The 21543-nt window shown below is 47.0% G+C and carries 19 protein-coding genes, 1 tRNA gene and 1 riboswitch; of the genes, 11 read left to right on the top strand and 9 right to left on the bottom strand.

The window, feature by feature from the left end; translation table 11 throughout:
* Positions 1-63: 63 nt before the first annotated feature.
* A tRNA-Ser gene (locus tag ACF8EG_RS12960) sits at positions 64-154 on the top strand.
* A 648-nt stretch (positions 155-802) separates the two neighbouring features.
* Here ACF8EG_RS12960 and ACF8EG_RS12955 read toward each other — a convergent pair.
* A complete protein-coding gene (locus ACF8EG_RS12955; RefSeq protein ID WP_240497008.1) occupies positions 803-1048 on the bottom strand; it encodes a winged helix-turn-helix domain-containing protein in 246 nt (81 codons plus the stop codon).
* Between the two features lie 477 nt (positions 1049-1525).
* On the opposite strand from ACF8EG_RS12955, the gene crcB reads away from it, so the two are divergent.
* From crcB to thiH, 7 genes are all read left to right on the top strand, one after another.
* The gene (crcB, locus tag ACF8EG_RS12950) at positions 1526-1909 is read left to right on the top strand and encodes a fluoride efflux transporter CrcB (RefSeq protein WP_005497358.1); all 384 of its coding nucleotides are present in this window, start codon (positions 1526-1528) and stop codon (positions 1907-1909) included.
* 61 nt (positions 1910-1970) lie between these two features.
* Positions 1971-2069: riboswitch (TPP riboswitch) on the top strand.
* A gap of 168 nt (positions 2070-2237) precedes the next feature.
* Positions 2238-4178: a phosphomethylpyrimidine synthase ThiC gene (thiC, locus tag ACF8EG_RS12945; RefSeq protein WP_069505323.1), complete on the top strand. Its 1941-nt coding sequence runs from the start codon at positions 2238-2240 to the stop codon at positions 4176-4178.
* The gene (locus ACF8EG_RS12940) at positions 4178-5494 is read left to right on the top strand and encodes a thiamine phosphate synthase (RefSeq protein WP_069505321.1); all 1317 of its coding nucleotides are present in this window, start codon (positions 4178-4180) and stop codon (positions 5492-5494) included. Before thiC ends, ACF8EG_RS12940 begins: the two co-directional genes overlap by 1 nt.
* On the top strand, positions 5484-6266 hold the full coding sequence (gene thiF / locus ACF8EG_RS12935; RefSeq protein ID WP_005486141.1) for a thiazole biosynthesis adenylyltransferase ThiF: 783 nt from the start codon (positions 5484-5486) through the stop codon (positions 6264-6266). Before ACF8EG_RS12940 ends, thiF begins: the two co-directional genes overlap by 11 nt.
* A gap of 79 nt (positions 6267-6345) precedes the next feature.
* Positions 6346-6549, top strand: coding sequence for a sulfur carrier protein ThiS (gene thiS, locus ACF8EG_RS12930; RefSeq protein WP_005465067.1), 204 nt, complete (start codon positions 6346-6348; stop codon positions 6547-6549).
* 5 nt (positions 6550-6554) lie between these two features.
* A complete protein-coding gene (locus tag ACF8EG_RS12925; protein ID WP_005480959.1) occupies positions 6555-7322 on the top strand; it encodes a thiazole synthase in 768 nt (255 codons plus the stop codon).
* Between the two features lie 15 nt (positions 7323-7337).
* Entirely contained in the window at positions 7338-8465 is a 1128-nt protein-coding gene (thiH, locus tag ACF8EG_RS12920) for a 2-iminoacetate synthase ThiH (RefSeq protein WP_069505319.1), read from the top strand.
* 180 nt (positions 8466-8645) lie between these two features.
* Here thiH and ACF8EG_RS12915 read toward each other — a convergent pair whose 3' ends face one another.
* Together ACF8EG_RS12915 and ACF8EG_RS12910 are read right to left on the bottom strand one after the other, a co-directional pair.
* Positions 8646-10436 carry an aminopeptidase P family protein gene (locus ACF8EG_RS12915; protein WP_069505317.1) on the bottom strand — a complete coding sequence of 597 codons (1791 nt, stop codon included), beginning with the start codon at positions 10434-10436 and terminating at the stop codon, positions 8646-8648.
* Positions 10437-10637: 201 nt separating this feature from the next.
* Positions 10638-11579: a LysR family transcriptional regulator gene (locus ACF8EG_RS12910; RefSeq protein ID WP_005465075.1), complete on the bottom strand. Its 942-nt coding sequence runs from the start codon at positions 11577-11579 to the stop codon at positions 10638-10640.
* A 106-nt stretch (positions 11580-11685) separates the two neighbouring features.
* Between ACF8EG_RS12910 and ACF8EG_RS12905 the strand changes: the two genes are divergently transcribed.
* Positions 11686-12879, top strand: coding sequence for a multidrug effflux MFS transporter (locus ACF8EG_RS12905; RefSeq protein WP_005480931.1), 1194 nt, complete (start codon positions 11686-11688; stop codon positions 12877-12879).
* Positions 12880-12970: 91 nt separating this feature from the next.
* Entirely contained in the window at positions 12971-13255 is a 285-nt protein-coding gene (locus ACF8EG_RS12900) for a hypothetical protein (protein WP_005458563.1), read from the top strand.
* 29 nt (positions 13256-13284) lie between these two features.
* Here ACF8EG_RS12900 and ACF8EG_RS12895 read toward each other — a convergent pair whose 3' ends face one another.
* The 4 genes from ACF8EG_RS12895 to ACF8EG_RS12880 all read right to left on the bottom strand — a co-directional run bounded on the left by ACF8EG_RS12895 (position 13285) and on the right by ACF8EG_RS12880 (position 15716).
* Positions 13285-13740: a DoxX family protein gene (locus ACF8EG_RS12895; protein WP_020904447.1), complete on the bottom strand. Its 456-nt coding sequence runs from the start codon at positions 13738-13740 to the stop codon at positions 13285-13287.
* A 10-nt stretch (positions 13741-13750) separates the two neighbouring features.
* The gene (locus ACF8EG_RS12890; RefSeq protein ID WP_069505315.1) at positions 13751-14509 is read right to left on the bottom strand and encodes a DNA-binding domain-containing protein; all 759 of its coding nucleotides are present in this window, start codon (positions 14507-14509) and stop codon (positions 13751-13753) included.
* Positions 14506-15372 carry a DUF692 domain-containing protein gene (locus tag ACF8EG_RS12885; protein WP_069505313.1) on the bottom strand — a complete coding sequence of 289 codons (867 nt, stop codon included), beginning with the start codon at positions 15370-15372 and terminating at the stop codon, positions 14506-14508. Before ACF8EG_RS12885 ends, ACF8EG_RS12890 begins: the two co-directional genes overlap by 4 nt.
* A gap of 83 nt (positions 15373-15455) precedes the next feature.
* The gene (locus tag ACF8EG_RS12880) at positions 15456-15716 is read right to left on the bottom strand and encodes a DUF2282 domain-containing protein (protein WP_005458571.1); all 261 of its coding nucleotides are present in this window, start codon (positions 15714-15716) and stop codon (positions 15456-15458) included.
* Between the two features lie 281 nt (positions 15717-15997).
* Here ACF8EG_RS12880 and uvrD point away from each other — a divergent pair, with 281 nt between their 5' ends.
* A complete protein-coding gene (uvrD, locus tag ACF8EG_RS12875) occupies positions 15998-18172 on the top strand; it encodes a DNA helicase II (RefSeq protein ID WP_023585906.1) in 2175 nt (724 codons plus the stop codon).
* A gap of 776 nt (positions 18173-18948) precedes the next feature.
* Here the strand turns inward: uvrD and ggt are convergent.
* Together ggt and ACF8EG_RS12865 are read right to left on the bottom strand one after the other, a co-directional pair.
* Positions 18949-20709, bottom strand: coding sequence for a gamma-glutamyltransferase (gene ggt / locus ACF8EG_RS12870; protein ID WP_069505311.1), 1761 nt, complete (start codon positions 20707-20709; stop codon positions 18949-18951).
* Between the two features lie 110 nt (positions 20710-20819).
* On the bottom strand, positions 20820-21479 hold the full coding sequence (locus ACF8EG_RS12865) for a LysE family translocator (protein WP_005458574.1): 660 nt from the start codon (positions 21477-21479) through the stop codon (positions 20820-20822).
* Positions 21480-21543 lie beyond the last annotated feature (64 nt).

Here is a 21543-nt window from a genome sequence, read left to right as displayed (position 1 = left end):
TATCGTTACCCGTACTACGTGTAACAACATCATCAGTGTACTAATCTGATGATGAAAATTTGTGGAGAGATGGCTGAGTGGTTGAAAGCACCGGTCTTGAAAACCGGCATACGTTAATAGCGTATCTAGGGTTCAAATCCCTATCTCTCCGCCACTATTAAGAAGCCTCGCTAGAAATAGCGAGGCTTTTTTCATTTCTGATGTTTGAGAATGAGAATGAGAATTAGATGGGATTTGTATTAAATCCCAAGTCGGTCGCGACTAAGACTCTCAGCACAGTTAATACCAACCTGGAAAATTAATTGGTCAGGTCTATCCATCCATCTTCTCGAGCACATTTTGGTGACTCTTTTTGAGCTATCCAAAAACCGACTTCATGCATCGTAGACTTTGGAGATGATGTCGTGGTAATCAGTAAAAGATTGGTTGGATAAATCGCGTTGCCTCAACCAACGCCATACTTGTTCGATAGGGTTTGGCTCTGAAGAATAGGGCGAAAGTTTGATGACACTGACATTTTAAAGTCATTGGCAATTTCTTCTGTATGCCATCCTGCACCATCCATTACAACGACAGCGTGGCGTCCCTCCTCCGTGACTGCCAATATTTGTTTTAAGTGCTCTATCATGATGTCTTTATTAACCCAGGGACAATGATAGCCTCACCAATTCCTTTTTTGGGACAGACTGAACCGAAACAGATAAGCATACTCAAATTGTTATTGCTTCACGGCTCTTGGGCGAGTTCCTTTTTTAGCCCATAAGCGTGTTGTCGTGTTTTGTTGTCCAAATCTGGTTTTACTCTAAAGCCATATTTTCTGGGATTTTAAGGATCGTTTCGATTTTGAATTTTTCAAATCCTCTTGTGTTAGTTGAGATTGTTTGGGGGGGAAAGTTATCCATGAAAAGCCCATGTGGTCGAGCAGGTAATAGATAGAATCAGAGTGGTAGTGCTGACCAAATTCTTTCACGATATAAGCCTGGATGTCGGCACCAGTCAGTCGTCCACCTTGTGTATCATTGGCTTTATCTTTTGTGTATTGGCTCAACTATTTTCTTTGATCGGAAGTTAAGAGAGGTAGTCTTCCTGTGCTTGGCTTTTCTTGCCATCTTCCATCCCTTCTTCAAAAAAGGTTTGGACCACTGGTTCGGCTTACCTTGAGCAACGTTGTGATCTGTGTGAGTGAGTGTCCATCTTTGAAATGATCAAGGGCCAGCAGTCTCATTTTCATCTGAATGTATTTTTGCTGACTTGCGAGCTTTTTAAAGTTGATGTTATTGAGGCTATCCATAACGAATCAGCATTTTCTTCAAGTAGTACTTAAACGAGATATGTTGATCTAAACGGTAAATTCCCGTAAGGGTTCTTCCTATGAAAAATTGCTTGGAACGTATGTAAAAGTGACTCCTGTAACTTTTAAATATTTTAGTGGTTTTAAAGCGATTATATTGTCGAATTCTAAGATTGTGTTACCGATGACTGAGCGATTTTGATTACAATATCATCAGAACTTATTGGGGGAATTATGGGGCAGTTTTCTATTTTAGGCTTTATCGCACTCGGTGGGGCAATCGGTGCGTGTTCTCGATATTTAGTGTCTGAGTTTTGTGTCTTACTTTTCGGGCGGGGCTTTCCTTACGGTACGCTGACTGTTAACGTTGTTGGCTCTTTCATCATGGGGTTGCTCATTGCTGCATTTGAAAGTGAAATATTAGCAACTGAACCATGGAGACAAGTGATTGGCCTAGGCTTCCTCGGTGCGCTTACCACCTTTTCAACCTTTTCTATGGATAACGTACTGCTTATGCAGCAAGGTGCTTTCTTTAAAATGGGTTTAAACATCTTATTAAATGTTGTACTGAGTATCTCGGCGGCTTGGATCGGTTTCCAATTATTGATGCGTAGCTAGCAAAAGTAACGAAAATGTAATCAGGTCGGCTTGGTTTAACCAAGCCGTTTTTATATACTGGCTTCACTTGTCGGAGTGCCATAAGGCTGAGACCGTTAATTCGGGATCCGTTGAACCTGATCAGATTAATATCTGCGAAGGGAACAAGAGAAGATACCTACACCAGACAACGTCTGGCTAACCTATCAAAACGTCGAATGTAGTAATAGACAAAGAGTGAGCACCTGAACTCTAATCGTCCATAATTCGACCCCTCTTGTCGCATCTATCCGCCAAGCATTTTTATCCCAATACTTTTTATCTAGAATAACAAGCAAGGAAAAATGCTATGTCGAGTCGCAAACAAGCGAGACTGGAAGCAAAACAGTTTATTGATACTCTCTCGGTACAGCCGTACCCAAACTCAACCAAAGTGTATGTAGAGGGTTCTCGTCCTGACATCCGAGTGCCAATGCGTGAAATTTCTTTGGCTGATAGCCTAATTGGTGGCACCAAAGAGGCTCCTGTTTTCGAGTCAAACGAATCAGTACGTGTTTATGACACCTCTGGTGTATACACTGACCCAAATCACTCTATCGACCTTTACAATGGCTTACCAAAGCTTAGAGAAGGGTGGATTGAAGAACGCAATGATACTGAAATCCTTGAAGATGTGAGCTCTGTTTACGCAAAAGAGCGTCTTGACGATGAAACCTTAGATGATTTGCGTTATGGCAACTTACCACGTATTCGACGAGCTAAAGCCGGAAAATGTGTCACTCAACTACACTATGCTCGCAAAGGCATTGTTACTCCGGAAATGGAATACATTGCACTGCGTGAGAACATGGGTCGCGCTAAATATCGCGATGACGTGCTGACTCAGCAGCATCCCGGCCAAAGCTTCGGTGCAAATCTACCTAAAGACATTACTGCAGAATTCGTTCGTAAAGAAGTCGCAGAAGGTCGCGCCATCATTCCTTCGAATATCAATCATCCAGAATCTGAACCAATGATTATTGGCCGTAACTTCTTAGTTAAGGTGAATGCCAATATTGGTAACTCATCGGTCACGTCTTCAATCGAAGAAGAAGTGGAGAAACTTGTCTGGGCGACACGCTGGGGTGGCGATACCGTGATGGACCTTTCTACCGGCCGCAACATTCACGAAACTCGTGAATGGATTTTACGCAATAGCCCGGTGCCAATTGGTACGGTTCCTATGTATCAGGCTTTGGAGAAAGTAAATGGCATTGCTGAGAGCCTGAATTGGGAAGTCATGCGCGACACGTTAATCGAACAAGCAGAGCAGGGTGTTGATTACTTTACTATCCATGCTGGTTTACTACTTCGCTATGTTCCAATGACGGCGAAGCGAGTGACGGGGATTGTTTCGCGTGGTGGCTCGATTATCGCTAAGTGGTGTCTAGCGCATCACCAAGAAAGCTTCTTATACACCCATTTCCGCGAGATCTGTGAAATTTGTGCGAAGTACGATGTAGCTCTGTCTCTTGGTGATGGCTTGCGTCCAGGCTCGGTTGCAGACGCGAACGATGAAGCGCAATTCGCAGAGCTGCGTACGCTCGGCGAGTTGACGAAAATCGCATGGGAATATGATGTGCAGGTCATTATTGAAGGCCCTGGCCATATTCCAATGCATATGATTAAAGAAAATATGGACCAACAGTTGGAACACTGTCATGAAGCGCCGTTCTACACCTTGGGTCCTCTAACGACAGATATCGCTCCGGGTTATGACCATATTACATCCGGTATTGGCGCGGCGATGATTGGTTGGTATGGCTGCGCTATGTTGTGCTACGTGACCCCTAAGGAGCACTTGGGGCTTCCAAATAAAGAAGATGTCAAAACCGGTATGATTACCTACAAGCTAGCTGCGCATGCTGCGGATTTAGCAAAAGGGCATCCGGGAGCACAAGTTCGTGACAATGCCTTATCAAAGGCGCGTTTTGAATTCCGCTGGGAAGACCAATTTAACCTCGCTTTAGACCCCGATACGGCACGTGCATTTCATGATGAAACGCTACCGCAAGAGTCTGGAAAAGTAGCGCACTTCTGCTCAATGTGCGGCCCTAAATTCTGCTCAATGAAGATTTCTCAAGAAGTCAGGGAGTACGCCAAAGATACAGAGCAAGTTGCCGCGGATCAGGCGATTTCTATCAAGATGTTAGATGACCCGCTGGAAGGCATGCGTAAGAAGTCTGAAGAGTTTCGTGCGACAGGCTCGGAGCTTTATCACCCAGCCGTGCACGCCGAGGCGGATGAGTAATGGCTAAAATCCTTATTCCATCGTCGTTAATTCCGCTGACAGGATCTGTTCAGCAGTGTTTATTGTTGGCGAAAGAACAGGGTTTTAGTATTGATGAGATTGAGTTGGGCGTAAGCCCGACTCAATTTATTCAACTTGTTCTTGGGCAAAATACCTTTCGTGTAGGTACCGATCTGATTGACGTATGTGAGGAAGCAGAGACTGCCGATTTTGTGCTTTACTACCAATCAGGTCTATCGGTTTCAGAATGTCGCCAACAACCATCCTCGGCCATTTTTATTGGTATTGAAGACATAGAGTCTAAGCACGATGATTCTGTTAAAACGACAAGCGTAGACGTGTTGGATATCTGGCGCCATCCGGTTAATGATGAAATAAGAGCTCTGTCAGTTGCTTCTACTTCTAGAACTACAACTCTTCAAACCGATCAACACTTAGCGTGGACAGTAACGCTGCTTGCTCTCGATTTCCCTATTGAAGATGCTTTGACCTTGGCGCGCGCAATGGCGAATGTTTCACGTGAAACAATGGTCAAGCTGGAGTGGGCGTTTCAGTTTGCTGATTTTCCTACACCAGTCCTAGAAGATTGTCGCTTAGGCATCAAAGTAGGTTGGTCATCATACGGACAGTCGGTCAACTTTCCTCATCTGAGCAAACAGAGTTTGGGTCTCTATCCGGTCGTGGACGACGTCAGTTGGATTGAGCGGTTGTTGCCATTGGGTATCAACACCATTCAACTACGTATCAAAGACCCCTATCAGCCAGACTTAGAACAGCAGATTGCACGCGCGATTGAACTCGGTCGTCAGTATGACGCTCAAGTTTTTATTAATGATTATTGGCAACTAGCAATAAAGCATGGCGCGTTCGGGGTTCATCTTGGTCAAGAGGATATCGAAGATTCCAATTTGAGTCAGTTGAGCACCGCAGGCATTTGCTTAGGTCTATCAACCCATGGTTATTATGAACTGCTGCGTATCGTCCAAATTAACCCAAGCTACATTGCGTTGGGGCATATTTTTCCAACCACCACCAAACAAATGCCATCCAAACCGCAAGGTCTGGTTCGCTTAGCCTTGTATCAAAAGCTGATCGATAGCATTCCATATGGTGAAAGAGTTGGCTATCCAACTGTGGCCATTGGTGGCATTGACCAATCAAACGCAGAGCAAGTTTGGCAATGTGGCGTGTCCAGTTTAGCTGTGGTTCGTGCGATTACCTTGTCCGAATCGCCGAAACAAGTGATTGAGTTTTTCGACCAACTGATGAGCACAACGAGCACGTCATTGGTCATGGAGGACTATCGTGCTTACTGATCAAGAATTCATTCGTTATCAGCGTCAAGTTTCGTTACCTGAAATCGGAGAATCGGGCCAAGCTCGTCTTGGTCAATCTCATGTGTTGCTCATCGGCTGTGGTGGGTTGGGTAGTGCAGCAAGTTTGTATCTCGCGTCTGCTGGCGTGGGTAAGTTGGTTGTGATTGATGATGACCGTGTCGACAGCAGCAATTTGCAGCGCCAGGTTATCTATCGTGAAGGCGACATCGAACTGGCGAAAACCGAGGCGATGGCTCAGCAGCTTCGTGATCTCAATTCAATGATTCAGGTACGCACGATTACCAAGCGTCTCGACCAAGCTCAGTTACAACTCGAAGTCATGTTGGCGGATGTGGTGTTGGATTGCAGTGACAACCTGCCAACGAGGCAGCTGATCAATCAAGTTTGTTATGAGCAAAATACACCTCTGATATCGGCGGCAGCGATTGGTTGGCAAGGGCAGTTTGCTGTTTTTGACTACTCAGACAAACCATCAAATTCAGGCTGCTATCGATGCTTGTATCCGTTTGATGAATTGCAGCAAACAATGAAGTGCAGCGAAACCGGCATTATCGGTCCGGTGGTGGGCACTCTGGGGAACTACCAAGCTCTCGCTGCTATTCAAAAGTTGGCGATAGATCGCTTTCATGTTGAGTGTGGTCAGTTACACCTCTTTGATGGACTGCGGATGAACTGGCAGACCATGTCTATAACCAAAGACAAGCAATGTCAGGTTTGTGGTGACAATAATCTTGCACCAATGAGCAGTTAAGAGATGACCGCCATGACAGTTTCAAATCAATTCGCAGCAAGTTCGTTTGTGCGTTCCTTTGTTAAAGGAGAGAGGTAACGTGATAACTATCGCTATTAACGACCAAGCTCAGCGGGTCGAGTGTAAAGCCAACCTACAGCAAATCATTACCCAGTTTTCTCTGCCTGAAATGGGCTGTGTTTTTGCCATTAATAATCAAGTGGTGCCGCGTAGCGAATGGGCGAGTACGGTACTTTCTGAGGGAGATAGCATCTCTCTGTTTCAAGCCATCGCAGGGGGATAATGTCGATGCTGAAAATTGGAGATAAAGAATTTAAATCACGCTTGTTCACAGGAACAGGCAAATTTTCTAATAGCCATTTAATGGCCGAAGCCATCCAGGTTTCAGGTTCACAGCTCGCGACGATGGCGCTTAAACGTGTGGATGTACATGATCAGCAAGATGACATTTTGCAGCCTCTGATTCACGCCGGTGTGAATTTGCTACCGAACACCTCTGGCGCTAAAAATGCCAAAGATGCGGTTTTTGCTGCGCAGCTTGCTCGCGAAGCGTTGGGCACAAATTGGGTCAAACTGGAGATCCATCCCGACCCAAAATACTTAATGCCTGATCCGATAGAAACCTTAGCCGCTGCCGAACAGCTCGTGCGAGATGGCTTTATTGTGTTGCCATATTGCCATGCTGATCCGGTGTTATGTAAACGGCTGGAAGAAGTTGGCTGTGCTGCGGTGATGCCATTGGGAGCGCCGATTGGTTCGAACAAAGGTATCGCTTCGCACGATTTTCTAGAAATCATTATTGACCAAGCGAACGTACCTGTTGTCGTGGATGCGGGAATTGGTGCGCCTTCACATGCGGCAAGAGCGATGGAAATGGGCGCGGATGCCGTGTTGGTCAATACGGCGATCGCTGCTGCAAGTAATCCCGTTGCGATGGCGAAAGCGTTCAAGATGGCAGTCGAGTCAGGTCGTATGGCTTATAAAGCTGGGCTTGCAGGGAAAGTTTCTCATGCCGTTGCTTCCAGTCCGCTAACGGCTTTTCTCGATGAACTGTAGAAGTGAGGGTTCAAGATGAGCTTTTATGATCGCTTTCAGCAGCTCGATTGGGATGACATATCCATGTCGATTTATGCCAAAACGGAGCAGGATGTGGAAAGGGCGCTAGCAAAACCCAAACGAGATTTGGAAGATTTTAAAGCGTTGATTTCTCCTGCTGCTGAACCGTACTTAGAGCAGATGGCAAAGTTTTCTTATTCGCTGACGCGTAAGCGTTTTGGCAACACTATGTCGCTGTATATTCCTCTGTACCTCTCTAACCTTTGTGCCAACGCTTGTACCTATTGTGGCTTCTCTATGGAGAACCGCATAAAGCGAAGAACACTGAATAGGGACGAAGTTGAGGCGGAGATTGATGCGATTAAGCGAATGAAGTTCGACAGCGTGTTACTGGTAACGGGTGAGCATGAGACCAAAGTTGGGATGAAATACTTTCGCGAAATGGTGCCAATCATCAAGCAGCGATTTAATTATTTAGCGATGGAAGTCCAACCGTTGGATCAGGACGAATACGCCGAACTCAAAACATTGGGCCTTGATGCGGTGATGGTGTATCAAGAAACCTATCATCCCCAAACATATGCTCAGCATCATTTGCGTGGCAATAAAATGGATTTCCGATACCGGCTTGAAACGCCTGATAGATTGGCAAAAGCGGGGATCGACAAAATCGGTATCGGCGCTTTGATTGGTTTGGAAGAGTGGCGCACCGACTGCTTTTTTGCTGCTGCTCATCTGGATTACCTTGAGCGTACTTATTGGCAATCGCGTTATTCGATTTCTTTTCCTCGTTTACGCCCTTGTGCCGGTAATGTACCAGCGTCGGGATTACAACCGAAGTCTGTCATGACGGATAAGCAGTTGGTGCAATTGATTTGCGCCTATCGGCTGTTTAATCCGGAAGTGGAGTTGTCATTGTCGACGCGCGAATCACCGCAGTTTCGCGACAATGTATTACCGTTAGGCATTACGAGTATGTCTGCGGCATCGAAAACACAACCCGGTGGTTATGCGACCGAAGAGGTGGAACTGGAACAGTTCGAAATCAGTGACGAGCGTAGCGCGGCATCGGTAGAAGACATGATTAGAGCGAAAGGTTTCGATCCGGTCTGGCGTGATTGGCACTCAGTTTACTCAGGTTAACCGAGGCGTTTACTGTGTCATTGGCATGTTTCACGTGAAACATTGTAATTGAATGAACGCTTAGCTTTGAGTTTCATGGATGTGAATTATGGGCTGAATTTGCGAATTTAGCCCATAACAAAGGCTCTCCAAGTGGAGAGCCTTTTCTATTTTATCTTTAATACATGTTCGCACTTTTGTTTAAGAGTGGGCCAACGGCAGAGTTGCTTCGCGTAGCCATTCTTTTACTTCGCCTTCAACAAGCGGGCTGATTTGTTCCCATACTTTTTGATGGTAGTCGTTCAACCAAGCAAGTTCTGGACGAGTCAGCATATCGACATTGATATTACGTTTATCGATTGGACAGCGCGTCAAGGATTCGAATGATAGAACAGGGAAGTCACCGTTAGTCGGTGTTTCAACTACGAGCTCTAGGTTTTCGATTCGGATACCGAACGTATCTGCACGGTAGTAACCAGGCTCATTTGATAGCACCATGCCTTCAGTTAGCGGCACATCAATTTGTTTCTTAGAGATGCTTGCCGGACCTTCATGCACACTTAGGAAGTGACCTACACCGTGGCCAGTACCGTGGTCGTAGTCATAACCTTCCGCCCAGAGATGTTGGCGAGCCAATGTATCGATTTGGTAACCGCGAGTGCCTTTCGGGAAGCGGGCACGTGCTACACCGATATGACCTTTCAGCGCGAGAGTGAACTGCTTGATCATTTCTGCTGATGGCTGACCAATCGCGATGGTGCGTGTAATGTCGGTTGTGCCATCTAGGTACTGACCGCCTGAATCAACAAGGTAAAGCGTATTCAGCTCTAGCTTACCTGGCTCAGGTTGGTTCTCATGATTGTAGTGACACATGGCAGCATTGCCGCCTGCCGCAGAAATGGTATCAAAGCTCAGATCCATCAGCGTTGGGTCTTCTTTACGGAATGCTTCTAGGCGATCAGCCAGTGTAGCTTCATCATGAAGATTGCCTGCAGCCACTTCGGCATCTAGCCAGCAAAGGAATTTGCTCATCGCTACACCGTCGCGGATATGACAGGCTTTCATGCCCGCAATCTCAACTTCGTTTTTCGCGGCTTTTGGCATTAAACATGGATCGGCTGCAGCAATAACCGATGCGCCTGCATTTTGCAGAACTAACTTAAACCATGCGTTACTGATTGCTGGGTCGAGCAATACCTTTTTACCAGACATGGCTTCAAGGCGTGATTGAAGTGCTTCTGGATGATGAACCGTCACACCAGTACCCACATGCGCTGCAAATTCAGCAGGTAAGCGAGCGGGATCTAGGAAGTACTCTACACTTGAGTCGGCATGAAGAATCGCGTGCGACAGTAAAACTGGCAAACGCGATACATCTAAGCCACGTACATTCAATAGCCAACAAATAGAATCAAGCGCTGTGATGACTGCACTGTCTGCACCGGCTTTTGTTACCAGTTGAGCGATCTCTTTACGCTTACTTTCGCTTGATTGACCAACGGCTTCTGTTGGCATGAGGCGAACGTCAGAAACCACGGGTGCAGGGCGGTCATGCCACAGCTCATCAATTGGGTTGCTGGAGAGAATGTTCAGCTCAAGTTTTCCAACCAGTTTTGCTTGTGCCATATCTAGCCAAGCCGAGCTGTGCATGCGGGGGTCGATAGCCACGGACGCATTTGCGGTTAGATGGTCTTGAATCCAATCCAATGCTGGTTCTTCAATTAGGTGGCGATATTCAAACAACTCGCTAGGAACTTGTTTGGTCACTTGCACTGTGTAGCGACCATCTACAAAAATTGCGGCTTTGTCTTTTGTGATCACGGCTGCGCCTGCAGAGCCTGTGAATCCGGTTAGCCAGTGGAGACGTTCATTGTGCGCAGGGACATATTCACCCAGGTATTCATCTTCGTGAGGGATCAGTAGGGCATCAATGTTGTGTTGAGTAAGCCATTCGCGAATTGCGTTCACGCGGCTTAGAGTATCGTTGTGCATCTGTTTTATTCCTTCAAATTACCGCTCCTTCATGCTCAGGTGTGGGAGCTGTTTCCTTCTGCTTCGTGCAGTGATTGAGTTAAACGCCGTAGCAAGATGACGTTTAAGTCTGGGTACAACAGGCCATAGATGAGCCAAAAAGGACTATCGACTGTTAAGCTACTCATTTTAACCGCTAAGCGCAAATTGCGTCCGACATTTTTATCTAAGGTGATCGGTTTTTTGCGTGATCATCGTACGCAGCCAATTTAAGGCTGGGTCGTTTTCTCTGTCTCTGTGCCAAAACAGAGTGTAAGCCATGGGCGGGAATTCAAGCGGCAATGGCAAGACCACCAAGTCGAGCTGTTTGGCAGCCAGTTGAACAAAATGGCTCGGCGCGGTAAAGATGAAGTCGGTGTAAGAACACAAGCTGGCGGCACTATTGAAATCTGGAACAGTGACTGCAATATCGCGCTCTGCGCCAATGTCCGCTAAACGATAATCCAACAACCAACGGTCGTTTCCATCACATCGCACTTGTACGTGACGAAGTGCGAGATACGCTTCGAGGTTCCACTTCTGTTTTAGTGCGGGGTGGTTTTTACGAATGATGCACATCTGATGGTCGCGATAGATTTCGAGTTCGCAAATATCATCCGGTGGCAGCAGGGTAAGCTTTGCGTCATTGATGTCGATGTCTTTACCAGTTAATCCCAAATCCAACTCACCACGCTGCAACATTTTGAAGGTGTTATCTGACCAAGGATGCGTGCTGATGGTGACGCCGGGTGCCTGTTGAAAAATCGCTGGTAAGAAATGCGGCAAGATTAATGGGTAGACACTTTCCACGGCTGCAATTTGAAAGCGGTATTCACTGCTTTGGGGCGAAAACTCTTCTGGCTGGGTCAGCACTTCTAATTGGTTAATCAACAGATCCAGTTTCGGTTTGAGGAACAATGCACGTGGTGTTGGCGTTAATCCATGTGAGTTACGCGTAAACAATGGATCATCAAATTGAATGCGAAGTTTGGCTAATGATTTGCTCACCGCGGATTGGCTAAGGCACAGTCGATGCGCTGCTCGAGTCACGTTAAGCTCTTCAATTAGCACTTTAAAACAGACCAGTAAGTTCAGGTCGAGACGAGCGAGCTTTTCTATGTTCACGGTGAATTTCCTCTGGGGAATAATGGTCATGATTATACATCATTTCCATTCATATCATCAGATGATTAAGCTCTCTGCAAAGTTCTTGTTCAATTTGGAGTGTTGTGTGTCTAGCCATATTTCTAATAGTAAAAAACAAATGGCGTTGTTGACCCTTTTGGTTCTTTTCAGTCCGCTTGCGATTGATATCTATCTACCTGCGTTACCTCTTATCGCTTCAACTTTTCAGGTAGACAATGCGCTAGCACAAGACACTATTACATGGTTCCTATTTGCTATGGGTGTTGGCCAACTGTTTGCTGGCCCTTTGGCAGATAAACTCGGACGTCGAACTGTTGCATTGGGCGGCATCACTATCTACGCAATGAGCGCTTTATTGGCGTGGAGTGCTCAAAATATTGAGTGGATGTTGATGTCTCGTTTGCTACAAGGCTTAGGTGCGTGTGCGACATCGGTAGCAGCCTTTGCAACAGTTCGCGATATTTTCGGCCCAGAGAAAAGCGGCAAGATGATCAGCTACCTTAATGGTGCGATCTGCTTTATTCCGGCACTGGCACCAATCTTAGGTAGCTGGTTAACACAGCAATTCGATTGGCGTGCAAACTTCAGCTTTATGGCTGGTTTTGCGGTTGTCTCAGGAACGTTGATGTTCTTGATGATGAAGGAAACCAACCCTGCAACCGAGAAACAAGCGGTATTCAAAGTAAGTCGTTACTGGTCGGTACTGAGCACGCCATCTTTCATTTTCCACGCGTCACTATGTTTGATGGCCATGGCGGTTATCTTAGCTTACGTGACGTCAGCACCGTCGGTATTGATGACAGGCATGGGCCTTTCAATGAATGAGTTCACATTCTGGTTTGGCATTAACGCGGTCATCAACATCGCTGGTTGTATGTTGGCTCCGAAGTTCATGGAACGTTTTGGCACACACAACACGCTTGTGGTTGGTATCTCGACGTTGGCTCTGGCTGGTGTGGTGATGCTGGTGATGAATGGCCAAAACACGGCGCTGTCGTTCATGCTGCCAATCTTTATGTCGTCCGTTGGTTTTGCTTTGATTCTTGGCGGCGCCGCGGGCAAGGCGTTGGAACCATTCGGTGATAAAGCGGGCACAGCCGCGGCGCTACTTGGTTTGTTCCAAATGAGCGGTTCTGGTTTGTTAGTGGGTACCTTACAGCGTTTGCCGTTTGATCCACAAACATTGATTGCTATTCATATGTGGGTATTGCTACCAGCATTGGTGATTCTATTTTCAAAGGCCGGTAAGAGCTGGCACGCACGCTTCGCTAATGCGTAAATCAGTGTAATTTAGTATTTTCCAATGTATGTAACGCGTGTATATTTGTCGTTCACACTTTTCCTGACACCATAATGGAATTCAAAAAGTAATGTCGTTAACCACGTATGAAATGGCTCGTATTTTAGAGCAAATGGAAGAATCACCAGAAAAGGTGATGTTTGGTAAGTTGCTTAATGAGCTGGGCAATCAAAGCTCCGAGCGCATTCGTAGTGCGGCAAAACAAGTACCTCTACCAATCTTGCGTGACATTGTGTACCAATTTCAACAAGTGATTGAGTCACGCAAGGGCGAGCAAGTTGAGCTATTAGCAAAAGACCTCGCACAACAAGGTATCTCAGCGGATGAACTGCTGGCTTACCTAAACAAGCAATAAAAGAAATCCCCGCAATCGCGGGGATTTTTCTATCTGACGAATTTGTCTTTTAGCAATCGGTCGAGCGAAAACGGACCGCCTCCCCACAGCATCACAATCAAAATCATTAACCCCCAGAGTTGATGGTCATGGAAACCTTTCTCCCACAGTAGCGGGTAGGACAGGACCGCGATAATGTTGAACACAAACAACATGGCAGCCATAGGGCGAGTAAATAATCCAAGCGCTAAAAAGACCGGAAGAACTAACTCTGCGAATGTGCCTGAATAGGCGGCAAATTCCCAAGGTAGCAACGGAACTTGATACTCAAATTCGAACAAGTACAAGGTGCTATCCCATGAGGCAATTTTGATAAGGCCGGAATTAAAAAACACCCAAGCGACCCATAAACGGCAAAACAGCAGCAACAACGGCATTGCGTTAGTTTGTAAGCTGTTGGTGTATTCGTCGTAGCGGCTAATCAGGCTTTTAACAGAATCTGTCATCGTATCCTCCTTACGCGGTTTGCAGCGTAAAACCTTCAATCAGGTCAAGCGTCATGATGTGATTAAGATGAGTGAGCAACGGCTCAGGGATATCGCTCAAACATTGCTTTTGTTCCAAGCTGGCAAGCAATTGATAGGCTTCGTCATCCAGCGCGAAACACTGCGCTTCACCATCGGGCTCGATGCGGATCACCCCTTGTTGCAATTGGTTGATGTTGAGCTGATCGAATTGTTGAGTACGAACAGCTGCGAATAAATCAAACACCGCGTAATGAGCATCAAAGCACTTACACCCAGGACGAAGGTGGAAAACTAAATGAGAATGTTGCGACTCTGGTACGTGTGGTAATTCAGTCAGCGGTTGCACGGCTGTGTCTGCTTGATGCTCATAACGAGCTTGGCGAGCAAGGTCGATGTTCCATTCAAAGAGTGCGACTTCTGGGCTGTATGGCGCTTGAGCCATGACCTGACCAAACAACATCACAGTGTGATGGAAGTCTTTTCCGTAGTGAATAACACTGCCTTCTTGGAGTGGGTGCGTTAAAACATGTTGGCGTGCTATTTGGGCAAAGCACGTTTCCCCTAGTAACGCTTCAACCATCGGATAAGTAGCAGAGAGGACTTCGCTCAAGCTGATGATAAAGTTGTTGCGATATATCTGCATGCGCTCGTCAGCGGTAAACTGACCGCTTGCAATATTACAGTCATCGCCCAATGCCTGATAGTGAAGCGCTTTCGCAAACTGATTTTGTAAGGTGGCTAGCTTCATGAGGCTTTCCTCGTAGCGCTAAGCGGGGTGGTAATTTGGGAGAGAAGGAGCGAGGCCTTTTCCGCTTCTGCCAATAACACTTCTGGTGTTGGGATATCTAAGTCCCATTCAATTAAGGTATGGCGCGGACCATACTGTTCAACCCAGTGTTGATATAACTTCCAGACTTCCGTGCTGACGGGACGGCTGTGAGTATCAATCCAAATTTCGCCTTTATCGAGTTGCTTGATGGTGAAACCCGCCAAATGAATTTCATCCACTTTGTCTGCCGGAATGGCGGACAGATAGGTATTGCAATCAAAGCCGTGATTGAAGGCTGATACGTGTACGTTATTCAGATCGAGCAGTAACCGGCAACTTGTGCGCTGCTGAACTTCAGCGAGAAACTCCCACTCGCTGATCGTCGAGTGTTGAAACTTCACATAGCTCGATGGGTTCTCTATTAAGATTTCGCGTTGCAGATAATCCTGAACTTCAAGCACATTGCGAGTAAAAACGTTCAGTGCTTCTTCGGTGTATGGTAGGGGAAGCAAGTCGTTAAAATAATGCCCACCATTTTCACTCCAGCTCAAATGGTCAGAGACAAACATTGGGTCAATGGCATCTATCAACGCTTTCAGTTGAGCGAGGTGTACTTGGCTAACGCGTTCAATAGAGCCTAACGATAAGCCAATTCCGTGGCAGCTGATCTGGTATTGCTCTCGCAAAGTGTGTAAATATTTTCGTTCGGCTGCATTGGGTTGAAAGTAGTTCTCGCTGTGAATTTCTAACCAAGACAGTTCTGGGCGTTGTTGCTGAAAAAAGTCTAAATGAGGAGTCCGTAAACCAACGCCAACAAGAGGGTGAAAATCGTAGTGTTTCACGTGAAACTCCTTTTCGAACTGGATAGAAGAGGTTGTGGGGTGTGAGTTGAGCCATCACACGCCCACAACAATTAACGGAGAAATTAAGATGCGCTGGTGCTGCCGCCAGCCAATTTGTCGCAAAGACCTTTTGGAACCACCACAAATGCGTCTTTCTGGTGGTCTTGTTTTGACGTGCCGGCGCAAGAGCTGTTCTTCGTCGCACAGTCATTTTTCCCCGCTTTTGCCACGCCGTAGCACTTTTCTTTTTCTGCCGCGACAGCAGGTGTTGCTGTTAGTAGAGTGCCACCAAGGGCTAGTAGACCAGTAACCGCAGCAGTAACAGCAAGATTCGACTTTTTCATAATAATTTCCTCTGAATGATTTCCTTTACGTTGAGATGGGCAAGCAGACGAGCGATTAAGATGCACAGTTTTTGTCCGCTTGCTTAACTTAAGAGATAGGAAGGTGAGTGAAAAACTTTCAGGTAAATTGCTTTGGGGAATGCTTTTTGATGGTTTGATTTACATAACTGATTGAATGGGTGAGTAAAAAATCGTCGAACTTTTTATCTAGTTTTGTCTCAACACACCCTAGTTGTTTAGGTTATAATCTATTTTTATGTATAAATAACCAGTAGCTCATCATGATGGATCCATCTCTATTACTCGACGGTTTGAACGATAAACAGCGTGAAGCCGTTGCAGCACCTCTAGAAAACTTGCTCGTCCTTGCTGGTGCAGGGAGTGGTAAGACTCGTGTTCTTGTTCACCGTATCGCTTGGTTGATGTCGGTAGAACAAGCGTCTCCGTTCTCAATCATGTCGGTAACCTTTACCAACAAAGCGGCAGCGGAGATGCGTGGCCGTATTGAAGAGTTGATGATGGGCAGTGCGTCAGGCATGTGGAATGGTACCTTTCACGGTATTTGTCACCGCATTTTGCGCGCGCACTATCTTGATGCCAAGCTACCGGAAGACTTTCAAATCATCGACAGCGACGATCAACAACGTTTACTGAAGCGTCTGATCAAAGCACAAAATCTGGATGAAAAGCAGTGGCCTGCACGCCAAGTGGCTTGGTGGATTAACGGCAAAAAAGACGAAGGTCTGCGCCCAGCACACATCGATGCTTACCACGATCCTGTGACCAAAACCTACTTGCAGCTATACACCGCTTATCAAGAAGCGTGTGACCGTGCAGGTTTGGTCGATTTTGCAGAAATTCTGCTTCGCGCTCATGAGCTACTGCGCGATAACAAGTTTGTCCGAGAGCACTACCAGGCTCGCTTTAAACACATTCTGGTTGACGAGTTCCAAGACACCAACAATATCCAATACGCTTGGCTACGCATGATGGCGGGGCCTGAGTGTCATGTGATGATTGTGGGTGACGATGACCAATCGATTTACGGTTGGCGCGGAGCAAAAGTCGAAAACATTGAGAAATTCACCCGTGAATTCCCAAGTGTAACCACCATTCGCCTAGAGCAGAATTACCGTTCCACCAAGACCATTTTGGAAGCTTCCAATACCTTGATCGCCAATAACACCGAGCGTATGGGTAAAGAGCTGTGGACTGACGGCGTTGTTGGTGAGCCGATTTCGGTTTACAGTGCTTACAACGAGTTGGACGAAGCCCGTTTTGCGGTTAACAAAATCAAAGAGTGGCAAGACAAAGGTGGAGCGTTGAATGACGCAGCGATGTTGTACCGCAACAACGCCCAGTCTCGTGTACTGGAAGAAGCGTTGATTCAAGCTGGTCTGCCATACCGTATTTATGGCGGTATGCGATTCTTCGAGCGTCAGGAAATCAAAGACGCACTGGCCTACATGCGTTTGATGGCCAACCGTAATGACGATGCTGCATTTGAACGTGTGGTGAATACGCCAACTCGTGGTTTAGGTGACAAGACACTAGAAACCATTCGCCGTGCGGCGCGTGATCGTGGTTGCACGATGTGGGAAGCCAGCGTTGCGATGTTGGATGAACAAGTGCTCGCGGGTCGAGCGGCTGGGGCATTAGGTCGCTTTATCGAACTTATTACCGCACTCGAAGACGACACGTTAGAGATGCCGTTGCACGAGCAAACAGACCATGTGATCAAGTACTCTGGCTTGTTTGCCATGTATGAGCAAGAGAAGGGCGAAAAATCTAAGGCTCGTATTGAGAACTTGGAGGAATTGGTGACCGCAACTCGCCAATTCGAGAAGCCAGAAGAAGCGGAAGAGATGTCGCTGCTGACTGCGTTCTTGACTCATGCGGCGCTAGAAGCGGGTGAAGGGCAAGCCGACGAATTTGAAGATGCAGTTCAATTGATGACACTGCACAGTGCAAAAGGCTTGGAATTCCCATTGGTGTTTATGGTGGGCGTTGAAGAAGGCATGTTCCCAAGCCAGATGTCGGCGGAAGAGGCAGGGCGTTTAGAGGAAGAGCGCCGCCTGTGCTACGTCGGTATGACGCGCGCGATGCAAAAACTCTACATCACTTACGCGGAAATGCGCCGTTTGTATGGTCAAGATAAGTACCATAAGCCATCGCGTTTTATTCGTGAGTTGCCGGAAACGTGCTTGGATGAAGTGCGGATGAAAGCGCAAGTCAGCCGACCTGCAAGCAGTGGTCGCTTTAGCCAAACTGCGGTGAAAGAGAACTTCAACGAGACGGGCTTTTCACTTGGTTCACGCGTAATGCATCCAAAGTTTGGCGAAGGCACCATCATTAACTTTGAAGGCAGCGGTCCACAGAGTCGCGTTCAAATTGCGTTCAATGGTGAAGGCATTAAATGGTTAGTGACTGCTTACGCTAGACTAGAGAAACTGTAAGGTTTTTATCGAAAGCTAGCTTGCATTGTTCGCAAACTAACTCAAGGGCTGCTTTGGCGGCTCTTGTTGTATCTGGAGCCTACAAAGTACCTTATTTGAGCTTGAGCTTGAGATGGGGACAACTGTGCTTGGCAGGTCGGGCGGAAATGGCAGAAAAAGAAAAACCCCGAGGGCTTGCGCCCATCGGGGTTATAGTCTTACTCGCAGCAATCCAGCTACTAAAAAGTGCTCCTTGCATCGAATCCTTGATAGCGTGCTGTATTCCTTCAGCTTAATCCTTTCGTCGCCTTCCTAGCGGTGTCCTTGATGACCTTATCCTGGTCTGCTAACTATCCTCGTTAGCTCTCATCACTTGTTCCCTGAGCGGTGTCCATGACATCATCCTGATGTTCAGTCCTTGCCTCGTCCAGAGGTGTCCATTTCCCGTCCTTAGTAGCAACCATCCTAGTCGCTATTGATTCCGTTCAATGTCCAGTTTTGCATTCCATGCCCGACTATTCATCCTGAATAACCGTTTCTTCTTCCTGAAGTTCACCAAATCCGTGGTGTTTCCTGTTCCGTGTCAGCATCCTTCCGACAGGTTTAATATTACGTTTTTGGTGCTATCCAACAACGGTGCAAGTTCACATTTTTTTATTCCGCAAACGTTTAAAAACTGCACGTACTTATATTATTCAATAGGTTATGGTTTGTTTGGGGTGCTTTTACTGCTAAAAAAGAGAGTTTTACTCAACCCTTTGTGAGAGATCTCGCACAAAGGGCCGAGCGAAAGGCTACTATTTTCCGATGGCTGCACCTTCTCGGCGTGGATCCGCAGCACCTTCTAAGCCATTTTCAGTGATGTGAATGGCGTGTAAACCGGAATTCAAATCGCGAATTTCGGTCTTAAAGCCCATCTTTTCGAGTGCCGGTTGCAACTGAGTTGCTGCGCTATCTTGCTCGAGGTCGACAGTACCAAAACGGTTTAACACTCTTGGTTGGTTGATCGCTTGCTGAATGTCCATGTCCCATTGAGTATGAGCAATGATGGCTTGTGCCACATAGCCGATAATGCGACTGCCGCCCGGTGAACCAATTGCCATGTATGGTTGATCATCTTTCATGATGATGGTCGGAGCCATGGAGGAGCGAGGACGTTTGCCCGGTTCTAATCGGTTGGCGATTGGAACTCCATTTTGATGAGTGCGGAAAGAAAAGTCCGTTAGCTCGTTATTGAGCAGGAAGCCGCGAACCATTAAGCGCGAGCCAAAGGCGTTCTCGATGGTGGTGGTCATTGAAACCACGTTGCCTTGCTTATCGACGATGTTGAAATGGCTGGTGGAAGGAAGTTCTATCGATTCATCCATACTGAGATTCATTGCATGTGACCACGGTGGGTTACCGGCTTCCACTTTCGACAGTGCTTTGCCGACCTGAATCAGTTCGGCACGTTGTTTGAGATAGTCTTTGTCCAACAAACCTTCGGTTGGCATGGGTACATAGTCTTGATCGGCCATGTACTTACCGCGATCAGCAAACGCGAGACCAGATGCGTCCGCAATGACCTGCCAAGATTTGGCGCTGTCTGGTCCCCAGCCTTTGAGATCGTATTGCTCGGTGATAGCCAAGATCTGTCCGACAGTTAGCGCGCCTGAGCTTGGTGGCCCCATGCCGCAGATGTCGTAGCTTTGATAAGCCGCGCAAACAGGCTCTCTCTGTTTGATGCGGTAAGTATCAAAATCTTGTTGTGCCAATACGCCCGGGTTACCCACTGCAGTTTGCACGGTTGCGATAATGTCTTTGGCAATATCACCTTGATAGAAGGCTTGAGCACCTTGCTTGGCGATGGCTTGCAAGGTTTGCGCGTATTCTGGATTTTTTAATCGTGTGCCTTCGGCTTTTGGTGAGCCATCGGCGTTAAAGAAATACGCTTTTGTGGTCGGAAAACGTGATAAACGCTCGGCGTCGTGGGCAATCAAACTGGCGAGACGAGGGCTGACGGCAAAACCTTCCTCAGCTAAGCTGATCACTGGCTGAATGATCTTTTTCCATTCCAGCTTGCCGTATTTTTGGTGGGTATCCCACAACAGTTTGACGGTGCTCGGTGTCGCGACAGATCGTCCGCCTACAACGGCATCATAGAATTGCAGCGGTTGGCCTTGGTCGTCCAAAAACAGTGTTGGGGTTGCGGCAAGGGGCGCGGTTTCTCGACCATCATAAGTGGTGAGCTTTTGTTGTTCGCCATCCCAATACACCAAAAATGCGCCGCCACCAATGCCGGAAGACTGTGGTTCGACTAAGCCAAGCATCAGTTGTACCGCCACCATAGCATCAATGGCATTGCCGCCTTGCTCCAGTACATCAGCACCTGCTTGGGTAGCAATTGGGTTCGCTGCTGTCACCATATAGTCTTTGGCTTTGACCAGTTGTTTGTGCTCAAACCCAGTACTCTGCTCTGGGGTAATCGCATCGGTGGCTTGGTTTGCAAACGCGGTGTGGGTGATGGAGGCGCTAAGAAAAAGACCCGTAGACACGAGTCGGTTGAACGTCCATTGCATGATGACTCTCCATGTTGCCAGTTTGATTGTTCAGCTTGGCAGCCATGGAGAAGATCGTCGAGTCAGCGTTTTAATAAATGTCGGGTGTGCGACGCTTTTAAATCAGAGAGTTAACCGATTAATGTGCTGATGGTTTGCACCAAGATACTGCCGCCAACGAGGGTAAACACCACACCACAGATGCCATCGATGTAGATGCCTGCCTGTTGTAATCGACGTTGTAAACGTTGCGTTGAGAGCATCCACGCCAAGCTGGAAAACCAAACCAGAGACAAGCTGAACAGGATAACTAACGCGATGCTTTTGCCTGAGACCGACATTCCGGCTGGCACCAAGCTCGACATCAAGCTGATGAAGAAAACCAGTGCTTTGGGGTTGAGAATGTTGGTTGCAAAACCTTTGGCAAAAGCCTGACGTTTGTTGCTGATCACGAAGCTGTTTGTTTTATTTTGTTGATCCGTTTGCGGGTTTTTGATCGTAGCGATCACGCCGCGCAGGGCACCAACACCGAGGTAAAGCAGGTAACTGCCACCTAGCAGTTGTAATACCGAATACAGCAAAGGATGTTGATGCACAAGGTAGCTCACTCCAGTCAGGCTGAACAACGAGTGCAGCAAAATACCAACGGATAAGCCAAGAGCGATGTATAAGCCCGTCTGGCGACCATGACGCGTGGCATTTTGCACCACTAATGCGAAGTCGGGGCCTGGGCTCATTAAGGCAATAAAGTGAATGCTGGCCAATGTCAGCAGGATAGTGGATTCATTCATAACACATCTCAAAGATTACCAATGCAGCTATTGTGGAGGCTTGTTGTGGCATGCGCTTGTAAAA

The organism is Vibrio sp. YQ_11 (genome assembly GCF_043103065.1).
Lineage (GTDB): Bacteria > Pseudomonadota > Gammaproteobacteria > Enterobacterales > Vibrionaceae > Vibrio > Vibrio parahaemolyticus.
This window is presented reverse-complemented; position numbering and strand designations above follow the sequence as displayed.